The 11,631-nt window shown below is 42.6% G+C and carries 13 protein-coding genes; 4 read left to right on the plus strand and 9 right to left on the minus strand.

Annotated features, from left to right (window positions below):
* Positions 1 to 89 precede the first annotated feature (89 nt).
* Positions 90 to 533 (plus strand): GNAT family N-acetyltransferase, encoded by a 444-nt coding sequence (locus CO692_RS17240; protein WP_081118119.1) that lies wholly within the window; start codon positions 90 to 92, stop codon positions 531 to 533.
* Positions 534 to 591: 58 nt separating this feature from the next.
* Here the strand turns inward: CO692_RS17240 and CO692_RS17245 are convergent, their stop codons facing one another.
* From CO692_RS17245 to recX, 4 genes are all read right to left on the minus strand, one after another.
* Positions 592 to 1,554 carry an N-acetylmuramoyl-L-alanine amidase gene (locus CO692_RS17245; RefSeq protein ID WP_096742823.1) on the minus strand — a complete coding sequence of 321 codons (963 nt, stop codon included), beginning with the start codon at positions 1,552 to 1,554 and terminating at the stop codon, positions 592 to 594.
* Positions 1,555 to 1,715: 161 nt separating this feature from the next.
* Positions 1,716 to 2,249, minus strand: coding sequence for a DUF402 domain-containing protein (locus CO692_RS17250; protein ID WP_005225863.1), 534 nt, complete (start codon positions 2,247 to 2,249; stop codon positions 1,716 to 1,718).
* Between the two features lie 93 nt (positions 2,250 to 2,342).
* The gene (gene mutY / locus CO692_RS17255) at positions 2,343 to 3,494 is read right to left on the minus strand and encodes an A/G-specific adenine glycosylase (RefSeq protein ID WP_096742824.1); all 1,152 of its coding nucleotides are present in this window, start codon (positions 3,492 to 3,494) and stop codon (positions 2,343 to 2,345) included.
* Complete coding sequence (gene recX / locus CO692_RS17260) at positions 3,487 to 4,281, minus strand: recombination regulator RecX (protein WP_192940715.1); 795 nt, start codon at positions 4,279 to 4,281, stop codon at positions 3,487 to 3,489. The genes mutY and recX overlap by 8 nt, the downstream gene beginning before the upstream one ends.
* A 114-nt stretch (positions 4,282 to 4,395) precedes the next feature.
* Here recX and rlmD point away from each other — a divergent pair, with 114 nt between their 5' ends.
* Positions 4,396 to 5,772 (plus strand): 23S rRNA (uracil(1939)-C(5))-methyltransferase RlmD, encoded by a 1,377-nt coding sequence (gene rlmD / locus CO692_RS17265; RefSeq protein ID WP_096742826.1) that lies wholly within the window; start codon positions 4,396 to 4,398, stop codon positions 5,770 to 5,772.
* A gap of 71 nt (positions 5,773 to 5,843) precedes the next feature.
* Here the strand turns inward: rlmD and CO692_RS17270 are convergent, their stop codons facing one another.
* From CO692_RS17270 to CO692_RS17285, 5 genes are read right to left on the minus strand one after another with little or no spacing between them, the layout of a single operon-like run.
* A complete protein-coding gene (locus tag CO692_RS17270; protein ID WP_096742827.1) occupies positions 5,844 to 6,422 on the minus strand; it encodes a hypothetical protein in 579 nt (192 codons plus the stop codon).
* Positions 6,415 to 6,822 carry an ABC transporter permease gene (locus tag CO692_RS18165; protein ID WP_396108711.1) on the minus strand — a complete coding sequence of 136 codons (408 nt, stop codon included), beginning with the start codon at positions 6,820 to 6,822 and terminating at the stop codon, positions 6,415 to 6,417. Before CO692_RS18165 ends, CO692_RS17270 begins: the two co-directional genes overlap by 8 nt.
* A complete protein-coding gene (locus CO692_RS17275) occupies positions 6,819 to 7,619 on the minus strand; it encodes an ABC transporter permease (RefSeq protein ID WP_396108714.1) in 801 nt (266 codons plus the stop codon). Before CO692_RS17275 ends, CO692_RS18165 begins: the two co-directional genes overlap by 4 nt.
* Positions 7,616 to 8,290 (minus strand): ABC transporter ATP-binding protein, encoded by a 675-nt coding sequence (locus tag CO692_RS17280; RefSeq protein WP_096742828.1) that lies wholly within the window; start codon positions 8,288 to 8,290, stop codon positions 7,616 to 7,618. The genes CO692_RS17275 and CO692_RS17280 overlap by 4 nt, the downstream gene beginning before the upstream one ends.
* Positions 8,274 to 9,503: an efflux RND transporter periplasmic adaptor subunit gene (locus CO692_RS17285; RefSeq protein ID WP_096742829.1), complete on the minus strand. Its 1,230-nt coding sequence runs from the start codon at positions 9,501 to 9,503 to the stop codon at positions 8,274 to 8,276. Before CO692_RS17285 ends, CO692_RS17280 begins: the two co-directional genes overlap by 17 nt.
* Before the next feature lie 244 nt (positions 9,504 to 9,747).
* On the opposite strand from CO692_RS17285, the gene CO692_RS17290 reads away from it, so the two are divergent.
* Both CO692_RS17290 and CO692_RS17295 read left to right on the plus strand, forming a co-directional pair.
* Entirely contained in the window at positions 9,748 to 10,893 is a 1,146-nt protein-coding gene (locus CO692_RS17290; protein ID WP_096742830.1) for a sensor histidine kinase, read from the plus strand.
* A gap of 18 nt (positions 10,894 to 10,911) precedes the next feature.
* A complete protein-coding gene (locus CO692_RS17295; protein WP_096742831.1) occupies positions 10,912 to 11,589 on the plus strand; it encodes a response regulator transcription factor in 678 nt (225 codons plus the stop codon).
* The last annotated feature ends 42 nt before the right edge of the window (positions 11,590 to 11,631 follow it).

Below are 11,631 nucleotides of genomic sequence, written 5' to 3' on the forward strand. Positions count from 1 at the left end.
GCGACTTTAGCCGCAAACAAAAGAAATTTGTAAAAAAAGTGGTATACTATTAAAAATAACGGAGAAATATTAGCTGAGGTGAGTTTTTTATGCATATCGCACAAACAAAAGATACGCTAAGTGACATTTATTTGGCGTCATTGAAAATACGAAATCAAGTGTTCGTGAAAGAGCAAGGTGTTCCATTAGCATTGGAAGTAGATGAAAATGAAGCATTGGCAGTCCACTTCGTCTTATATGACGATGATAATGAAGCAGTCGCAACCTTGCGTTTCTTACCTATCTCTGATCATGAAGTGAAGTTGCAGCGAATGGCAGTCCCCGCTGCTCATCGTGGTTCAGGTTACGGCAGACAACTGATCGAAGGTGCGGAAGCCTTCATTCAAAAACAAGGAGTCAAAAAGGTCACTTTAGGCGCTCAATTAACCGCCAAAGAGTTTTACTTGAAGTTAGGCTATCAGCCTGAAGGCGATGTCTTTTTAGACGCGGATATGCCCCATATCAAAATGAGCAAAACCTTTAACGAGAAGTGATTACTTAAAACAGCGACCATAAAACAGATCCTTCCTCTGTTTTGTGGTCGCTGTTTTTTTATTCCTCTGCTTCCACGATCTCTTTAATCGCTGCCAGCAACGCTTGCGCCACCTTTTGATCATAGCCGTCACTCGTGATCACTGACAGATCGGTGTCACTGTTCAAATAGCCTAACTCCAATAAAACTGCTGGAATATATTGTTCTCGCAACACATAATAGTTACCAAAACGGGTACCGTTGGAACTCAATGCCACCGAGGAACTCAAATTGGCAGTGATCGTTTCTGCCATCTCTTTTGCCCCAGTATAGTAATAGTATGTTGTCAGTCCTTGATTGCTGTTTGGTATTTCTGAATTATCGTAATGAATGCTGATAAATAGATCTGGTTCTTCTGAAAGAGAAGCAGCGGTAATATCTGACAGCGAGAGATAACGATCTTCGGTGCGTGTATAACTGACTTGAATACCTGCTTTGGTCAGTGCTTCGCCGATCGTTTGGACCGTTGCTAACGTCAAATCTTTTTCCATGATCGTTTGATCCGTCGAAAGTGCCCCAGAATCTTCGCCGCCGTGACCTGCATCAAGGACGACTTTGAAGTTCGATAAATCTTTTGGTACTGCCGAAAGCGCGACTTCTTGAATCGATGCTGATTGCTTTTCAATGTAACCTGTTACCCCATCATCTGTTTGAATTTCAACCATCTCTTCTGTTTGACTGATGAAGGTTGCCCAACTTCCTCGATGGATTTTCCCAATGACTGTCTCTTGACTTGTTGTCTGATAGATCGATACATAATCGTTCTCACTTTCAACCGCTGCATCGTATTCTGAGGGATCTACATAAATTCGGACCATACTGACAGTCTGAGCGGTCTCTTCTGTTTGAGCGTTAGGCTCAGTTTGAGAAGTACTTTCTTGACTCTCCTCCCGAGCGGATTGGTCATTTCTCAACACAGCAAACCCCGCTGCAAAAAGCAGAATCATGGTGGTCCCGATAACAAGCTTCCCTTTTTTCTTCATGTGCTTCCCCCACTTATTTTCTTAGTCTCTTTATCATGGGACTATCAGCTTAAACGGAACTTAAAGCCTGCTGATGGAAGCATTCCTTTAGAGACACAAAAAAACTCCAACCAATTTGGTTGAAGTTTCTTGGGAAAAATGAGCGATCCGACCCATTTTACTTATTTTTGAGACAACTGCTTGTAGCGATCATACCAAATGTCCACATACCCTTGCGAAAAGGGTCCTTTGCCATTATTGATCCAATCTACTAAAATTTTGACATTTTCTTTCAAGATAAAATCAATGTCTTGCGGATATTGCATAATCTTACTGTGCAATTCATACTCATCCACATCTAGTAAACGTTTCTCGCCATCAGGAAATACTTTGATATCAAGGTCATAATCGATATATTTCAATGCCTCTTCATCAAGTAAATACGGTGAAGCAAGATTACAATAATAGGAAACCCCCTTCTCTCGAATCATTGCAATAACATTAAACCAGTATTTTTTATGAAAATATACAATTGCTGGTTCACGGGTAACCCAGCGTCTTCCATCTGATTCGGTCACTAGTGTATGATCGTTGACCCCTATCACTGAGAATTCACTGGTCTTTAAGACCATCGTATCCCGCCACGTTCGATGCAAATTGCCGTCATGTTTGTAGCTTTGAATGCTGACAAACTCTCCTTCTTTTGGAACTCGCATAGCAACCCTTCCCTCAGCAAGAAAACTTGCGTTTTGTTTGGGTGTTCATTACACCGACATCGTTAATATTATAGCAATAAAAGAAAGCTTTGCCTAGAAATCTTTATCGAGTTTCTGATATTTCTTTAATTGCTCGACTAATTTCTGCTGAGGTTTTGGAAAAACATAGTTTTGAAAGGACTCTTTGGCAGCCCATTGGCTGTCTTGTAACGTGAGCTCTCCCCGTTTTCTGCCATAAAATAAAAGGACATGCCATTTCAAATGACTAAAGATATGCGTGATCTCACCAAAATGTCGTTTTTGCCAAACGACAGGCAGATCAGGAAAAATCTCGAGTGCATCATCTTCGGCAATCAAATCTAACTGCAACTGCTCCTCTTTTGCCCATGTCCGCTGCAAAGCCTCATATTGTTCTTTCGTTACTTCTACCAACGGGAAATGCCACATAGAGGCCAATAAGCCTGTTTCAGGTCGCTGCACAAGTAGAAACGAGCCTTGATCTTCGATGGCGCCTGCGATGTAGTAGACATCCTTGGGCTTGGCTTTTTTCGATTTCACTGGAAAGTCTGTTTGTCGATTCTCTGCATAAGCAAGACAGTACTGGCTGATGGGACACTCTTCACATTTCGGTGTGGTGGGTGTACAGATTCGTGAGCCAAGATCCATCAAGGCTTGATTAAACTCACCGGGTTCATCGGGGGAAATGATCGTTCTCATCGCCTCGTCGAATGGTCTTCGGCTGCTAGCTTTCGCAATATCTGCTTCGATACAAAATAACCGACTGACGACCCGCATCACATTTCCATCGATCGCCGGTTCTGGTAAGCCAAAAGCAATACTGCCGATAGCACCAGCTGTATAGGGACCAATTCCTTTTAGTGAACGAATCTCCTCAATTGAATTGGGCATTTTCCCGTCGAATTCTGCCACGATTTGCTGGGCAGCCGCCTTCAGATTGCGCGCACGAGAGTAATAACCTAGACCTTCCCAAACCTTTAACAGCTTTTGTTCTTCAGCTTCAGCCAAGTCCTGGATCGTTGGGAATTGCTCCATAAAACGGTAAAAATAGCCAATCACTGTTTCCACTCGTGTTTGTTGAAGCATGATCTCTGAGATCCAGATTGCATACGGATCGTTGGTCGCTCGCCAGGGCAGATTGCGTTTTTCTTTATGATACCAAGTTAAAAATGTTTCTTGGAACGTCTCGATTTTTTCTTCATCCCAAGCTTCCCATTGCTTACTCATCCATTACTTCCTCATCTAAGAATCGTTGTATATCATCGATGGCAAACCCTTTTTGATAAAGGCCTTGCTTGATTTTCATTTTTCGTTTCATCAAGGGCAAACGTTGATGCCGCCGCATAAGTCGAGCACCTTCTCTTTGGAGCGCTTCATTTTCTTGGTCCTCATCTTTTTCCATCGGTAATTCATTCAAAATCATTTGAATGACTCCTTGATGAAAACCTTTTTGCATCAAATGCATTTTTATCTTTTGGATCATTTCTTTATGGCTTTTATTGTGAAAACGACGCATCGCTTTTTCAGCCGTATGATAACCGACTTCAAATTGCATTTCCTCGGTATACAAAGGCAGTACTTCTTGAATCACGGGATCTTTCAAGCCTTTTTTTCTCAATTGCTGACTGATGACTACGGGTCCTTTATCACTCATACGGACTTGGGTGCGTATGTAGCTCTCTCCGTAGTTTTTGTCATCGATCAAATTCAGCTCTTTCAGACGTTCAACGACTAAGTCTCGGTCTTGTTTTTCGATTTCTTTGTCTTTCAAATAGGTACGGACTTCCATTTCAGAACGCAGCTGATAGCTGATATAGTTCATGGCTTGCTGCAATCCTGAATCAAACCCCGCACTTTTTTTGATTTCTTTTAATTCTTCTTCACTCAGTTCCTTGCCTTTTAATAGCCGAAAACGGACCAAAAGATCTTCTGAGACCCGCAGCGTTTCACCTTCTGATGTCGCCACCTCATAAAAGGGTCCTTTTCCTTTATTGATACGAATAATTGTATTCATCTTCTTCACCTCGCGAACGTACATTCTATTTTACCACAACTACGATGAAATTCCTTCTAATCAAGCTGAAAAAATGTGGTAAAATGAACTGACTATTTTATTTAAGGAGTTCACATGGCAAATACACAAGTCCAGCTTGGACAAAAATTACAACTAACGATCAAACGCTTAGGGATCAACGGAGAAGGCATCGGGTATTACAAAAAGCTGATCATCTTTGTTCCCCGTGTTCTACCGGGGGAACAGGTCATTGCCGAAGTCACCAAAGCATCTCCCCGCTTTGCTGAAGCCAAGATGACCAAAATCGTCAAGCCAAGCAGCGATCGCATCCAACCACCGTGCAAGTTTTACGACCGGTGCGGCGGCTGCCAATTGCAACATTTAGTCTACGATAAACAATTAGATTTCAAAAAAGACCTCTTGAAACAAGCACTTGAAAAATTTAAGCCAAATGGCTACCAACAGTTTGAACTAAGGGATACTTTAGGCATGGGTGTTCCGTGGCATTACCGCAACAAAGCGCAATTTCAATTGCGTTACAACAGTCAAACCAAACGTATCGAAGCGGGTTTATACGAAATGGAGACCCATCGCTTAGTCGCCATTGATGATTGCCTCGTACAAGAACAAGATACGCAAAAAGTGATCAACGGCATCGTCCAGTTGTTGAATAAATACCAGATCCCCATTTACGATGAACGCAAAAACAGCGGTATTCTACGAACATTGATGGTTCGTATCGGGATCGCGACTGGCGAAGTCCAAGTCGTGTTCATTACCAATTCTGTCAAACTGCCGCAAAAAAATGCGCTGATTCGCGAAATCAATCAGCGCTTGCCGCAAGTCGTTTCCATCATGCAAAATGTGCAAAACAAAAAAACATCCGTCGTCATGGGAGAGGAAACGATTCATCTTTGGGGCAAAGAAGCAATCGAAGAACGGTTGAATGAACTGACCTTCGACTTGTCCGCCCGCGCATTCTTCCAGCTGAATCCGCAGCAAACCAGCGTCTTGTATCAAGAAGGGTTAAAAGCCCTTGACTTGAGCAAAAATGAAACAGTCGTTGATGCCTACTGCGGCGTGGGAACGATTGGGTTGAGCGTGGCTCCTTATGCCAAAGAAGTCCGCGGTATGGACATTATTCCTCAAGCAATTGAAAATGCCCAAGAAAATGCGCGCCGCATTGGTGCCCAAAATACCCATTATGAAACGGGGACTGCTGAGGAGCTCTTACCAAAATGGTTCAATGAAGGCTTCAGACCTGATAGCATCATTGTTGATCCGCCAAGGACGGGCTTGGATGAACGATTATTGAAAGCTTTGCTGAAACAGCCACCGAAGAAGATGGTCTATATATCTTGTAATGTTTCTACTTTAGCAAGAGACTTAGTCCAACTAGCCAAAGTGTTTCACGTAGAATATCTGCAATCAGTAGATATGTTTCCACAAACCGCCCGCTGTGAAGTGGTAGTAAAATTGACCCGCAAATAAACATTCGCCTGACAACTCATCTTATGATCTGTCAGGCGAATGTTGTTTTCGTTGTCTTTTAAGCATAACGATTAATTGATTTGTAAGACGAGGACTTTCGTGGCAATAAAGGTGTCCCCTACTCGCTGCCCATACAGACTTTCCGATCGTTCAAGCTGCAGATCTGCACGTGACCCCTCCACAATTCGAGAATTATGTGATTGTGCATCATATAGAATTACTTTTATCTCAGTCTCGCTAGTAATCGTAAAGGATAATCTTTCCTCAGATGCGATCGCCATATCAAAGACTTCGCCGTCTTCCCCTGTTCCTTGAGAAATGTTCGTCAACTCCATCTCAAAACGATCACCATCAATAAGAATGAGTGTGCCCGTTTCATCTGCTTGTGCCAATTCCTCATTCGCTCGCTCTGCATCTGTCTGAGTCACTTGTTGCGCTTTTGTCTGATCGGTTTGATCGTGATTATTTTGGGTCTCGTCTCCACTTTGACTTGTTTGCGTTTGCGGCGTATTGATTTGGTTGTTGATCGGTACGTTGTCGTTGTTTGTCTGTGGGTCATTCGCAGCAACACCACAACCACTAAGTAATGCCACAAACAAGATAATTGCTGTTTGTTTTTTTATCTTAAAAAACACCTTCCTTTTATTCATAGCGTAATGCTTCGATCGGTTTTAATTTCGACGCTTTATAAGCGGGTAAGTAACCAAAAATAGTACCGATCAGCATTGAAAATGACACACTGATCAAAATGGATAACAATGAGATCGTCATCGGATACTCTAACAGACGCAAAGCGATCAGACTGATCAACAGACCGACGATGATGCCAATCAGCCCCCCGATCACCGATAAAACGATTGCTTCAGTCAAAAATTGCTGCAAAATCACTTTACGTTTGGCACCCAATGCTTTCTTCAAACCGATCTCTCTGGTACGCTCTGTCACACTGACCAGCATCGTATTCATTACACCGATCCCACCGACGAGTAAGGAAATGCTAGCAATTCCCCCCAGTAAAATCATATTTGATCGATTGATATCATCGGTCATTTTCTGCACTTCATCATAGTTGCGGATGAAAAAACAAAATCTGAAGGCGGAATACTCTTGGTCAATTCATGGCTGGCTTGAACGACTGCTGATTCTAAGATGTCCGCATTCGTTGCCTGAAACAGCACTGTTGGCCTTTGGTTGAGCTTTCCTTCGACGAAACTTTGGCTGCCTCGAGGGATGAAGACATATTTCCCTGACAGTTGCTCCGTGTCAGAAACAGCTACGCCAACGATGCGAAAGGGCGTCCCATTGATTTCGATCAGTTGATTGATAGGATCACGATACGAGAAAAAAATTTCCGCCAAATCTTTCGTAATCACCGCAACTTGCTTTTGTGTCTGCAATTCGGTTTCAGTCATTGCTCTGCCAGCAAGGATCGTATGGGGCAAAATTTCAAAGAACCCGCCATCCATGCCTAGCACTGTCGTATCGGTTTGCTGGTCTCTTTGGAAAACTGTCAGATTGGCTTCATAGAACAAGCTAACGTTCTTGGCGTGATCAATAGTCAACAGCTTTTGCAGCTCTCCTTCTGATAGTTGCGGGGCGTAATCAGGCAAACGATCATTTCTGCCGCTTTCGCCCGCTAAAAAAGCACTTCTGGCGTCATATTCAATCCGCATCGAGTTAGTATCACCACCAATCAGCTGCTTTTTCATGTTCTCAGTATTTCCGTTGATGATACTCACAATGGAAATGATGGAGGCAATCCCGACAATGATTCCTAGCATCGTCAACAAGGAACGCAAACGATGCTGGTAGATTGCTTGAATGGCTAAGCGAATATTTTCGGTCATCTTGTGCCCTCCTCAACAACTTCACCATCTTTAATGACGATTTGCCGCTTTGCATAGTCCGCGACTTCTTGTTCGTGGGTAATCAAAACCACTGTTTTTCCTAGATGATTCAGCTTAGTAAATAGCGCCATGATCTCATGACTATTAGCGGTATCTAAAGAACCCGTCGGCTCATCCGCTAAGATCACATTTGCTTCTCCTGCTAATGCCCGAGCGATCGCTACTCGTTGTTTTTGCCCCCCTGACAACTGATTGATCCTAAAATCGATCCGATCCCTCAATCCGACACTTTCTAAAGCGTGAATTGCTCGAGTCGTTCGTTCTTCCTGATTGACACCAGCATACAAGAGCGGTAAGGCAGCATTTTGTAAAACGGATAGTTTGGGCAACAGTTCAAAATTTTGAAACACGAAGCCGATTTTTTGATTGCGGATCTCGGACAGTTCATCTTCACTCATTTGATTGGTATTTTTACCATCAAGTAGATAGCTGCCCGTTGTTGGCGTGTCTAAACAGCCAATAATATTCATCAAGGTCGACTTGCCTGATCCTGATCGGCCCATGATGGAAACAAACTCGCCAGCATTGATTGTTAAGTTGATTTTTTTCAAAACGTGAATCTCGCTAGTGCCCTGTGGGAACGTTTTGCAGACATCAATCAGTTGGATCATTTGGTCTCACATCCATTCCTTCTTGGATCCGAACTGTTGGGAAGACGAGCGCCACTTGCATATCCAGTTCACTTTCTAACAGATACATGGCTTCATCCGTTTCATCTTCCATGATTTCCACGGATAGTTTACTAATTTTATGGTCCTCAACGACGTAAATGAAGGGCCTATCTTCTTCAAAAAATACGAAAGATTTGGGCAGCTTGATCGCGGTTTGCTCTTCCTCAATGCGTTCTACAAAACAATGGATGCCAATACTAGGTGGCTCCACACTTTCATCTAAAACGACCTCAAAACTAAATTGCGACAAATTAGGGTTTGCGCCTTGTTCTTCAACCACTACCGAAGGCTCTTTCATATCCCCAACTCGGGTGATCTTTCCAGTCCATCGCTGACTGCCGCCATTACGGTCTCTAAGTTCAACTTTTTGACCAGGCTCAAGTTGATTGCGACGAAATTCATCCACAGTCCCTTTTAAAAAGAGACGACTGGTATCAACGATCGTCATAAAAGGATTCTCTGGAGTCGCTTCACTTGCGCTTCGATTCATTTGTCGTTCGTCCACGTCTTTAACGATTCCATCAATTTCGGCTTCCACGACGTCTGAGCCATGCTGCTCTTTGACTGAACGTAGTTCTAATTCTGCCCGTTCCAGCTCTAATTCGGCATCGCCAATGCTGCTTTCCAAGTTTTGCGCTTCTAGCAGTAATTGACTTTGCTGCATTTCCAAATCGGTTTTACGATCTTCCAGCCCTTCTTTGTCCTCTTCTTCCGCACTGGCAATTTTTTGTTTCGTCTCCTCCAGCTGATTCGTGACCTTATTGTATTGTTCCCATTTTTGATTCGTTTGCCGTCTTGCTTGTTCCACAGCTCTCGAGCGATTTGCCGTCGCCTGTTCTGCTTCTTTAATGGCCAAAGCCCCCTCAGGGTTAGAGTAAACAAAAAGAGCTTGCCCTGCTTTGACTTGATCCCCTGCCTCTACTTTCTTCTCAACAACTGATCCTCTTGAGCTATCCACCTTGACTTCAACCGTTCTTGCTGGTTCAACGACTCCTACTAAGTAAAAATCTGCTCTCGGTTGCAGATCTTGCAAAGTTATTTGAGTGATGGAAGGTTCTTCACGACGAGCAATTCCCCAGGCACTCGTCCAGCCTGAACTGCCGATGATCAGTAAACTACTGATGATCATGAAACTCTTTTTTGATTTGTTCATATGCTTTCTCAAACATCTCACCTTCCTGATTGGTTAATCGAATGACCACCTTTATTTAACCATTGAATCAATTTCCGTTTTGAACGTTTCTCTTAATATCTGCTGAAGATTTCTTAAGAAAATAGAATTCTTCCATTCTTTTTTTATTAATATGAAGATTTCTTAAGAAGAATTAGCTATTCGCTCCTACTCCTCTTTGCTATAATCAAGAAAGAATCAAGAACGAGTTAGAAAGGACTGTTTCATGCGTAGTAAATATTCTTCATTTGTCTTTTTTCTGGTTGGCTTCTTCTTATTGGTAGGAGCCTTATGGCTATTAAAGGAAACGAGACTCATTCAAATGGTGCTGGATAATTTTTTTTCAAACCTCGTTTTACAGGAAGTTGTGGAATCAAGTGATGGCGAAGGCGGGATGATCCTTGGTACATTTGTCGACTGGCGCCCTGTTAAACAATTGTTCTTGGCATTCTCCCTCTTTCTCGTTTTTGCCGTTACCTTGATTTGCTATTTTATCTATCGTTATGTTTCAAGGAAAAAAATTGCAAGGATCGCCGAAGGAATTCAGCTCTTTTTCTCTCAATCGGAAGCAAGTTCGACGGGCAGCCTAGCGATCGATCATGAATTATTAAAAATAAAAGATTCGATGAACCGCAATGAGGCTCTTTTAAAGGAAGAAACACAGCGCACCAAGGACTTGATCACCTATTTGGCGCATGACTTAAAGACTCCCTTAGCTTCAGTGATCGGCTATCTCAACCTATTGTTGGATACGAAAAACTTGACCAATGAACAAATGACGCAATCCTTGACGATTGCTTTAGAAAAGTCTGAGCGTTTGGAAACGCTGATGAATGAATTTTTCGACATCACCCGTTTTAATCTGCAAGACATCCAATTGTATCAACGGGAACTTGATTTCGTCTTCTTACTGAAGCAAATCCAAGAAGAATTCTATCCGCTGCTGAAAGAAAAAGAACAAACCATCTGCTACTCTGGACCAGAGAGCTTGAAATTAAAAGCCGATAGTGAACAGTTGGCGCGAGTGTTAAACAATCTGTTAAAAAATGCCATTGCCTATGCGCCTGATCAAACCACGATCATAATGCAGCTAACCGTGGACGAACAAGCAGCAACTTTTATCCTAGCGAATCAAAGTGAGCCGATCGAACAAGAACAATTGGAGGCATTATTTGAAAAATTCTATCGTCTGGATCAAGCTCGTTCAACCAAGACAGGTGGAGCAGGTCTCGGATTGGCGATCGCCAAAGAAATTATTTTGGCGCATCAGGGAACGATCCGAGCTGCTAGCAAGAACAATGAGATTCAGATGATCGTCACATTGCCTTTAGCGACAAATAAACATGAAAAAACTAGAAAGTCAGTTAACTGAAAAGGAAGGTCAATACGAGTGGAAAAGATACTTTTAGTTGAAGATGAAAAAGAAATTTCAGATTTGATTGCCTTTTATTTACGAAACGAAAATTTTTCTGTCATCACTTGTGCAGATGGGAATGAAGCTCAGGCACAGATCGACCAAAACAGCTTTTCTTTGGCGATTCTTGATGTCATGCTGCCAGATATCACAGGCTTTGACCTGTGTAAAATCATCCGCAAAAAGTATCATTACCCAATTATTATGTTGACAGCTAAATCTGAGGAAATCGATAAGATCACTGGTTTGACAATTGGTGCCGATGATTACATCACGAAGCCCTTTCGTCCGTTGGAAGTGATCGCTCGGGTGAAAGCTCAGATACGTCGCTCGACCCAATACAACGGATCAGATCAAAACAAATTGATCGTGAGGGAGTTGGAATTAGATATCAATAAGCGAAGATGTTTCTTGCAAGAAGAAGAACTTTCCCTGACGCCCATCGAGTTTTCCATTTTAAAATTATTGATGGAGCGAAAAGGCCAAGTGGTAAGCTCTGAGGAAATGTTTCAAGAGGTTTGGGGCGAAAAATATTACACGTCTTCCAATAATACCATCATGGTCCACGTTCGAAACCTTCGGGAAAAAATGCACGATACCCACAAGAAGTCCTCTTATATCAAAACCGTTTGGGGGATAGGCTATAAAATTTAACACCAAAAACCGTCCTTTCATTGTACGATAAGGACGGTTTTC

Source organism: Enterococcus sp. FDAARGOS_375, from assembly GCF_002393265.1.
Classification (GTDB): Bacteria; Bacillota; Bacilli; order Lactobacillales; family Enterococcaceae; genus Enterococcus_D; species Enterococcus_D innesii.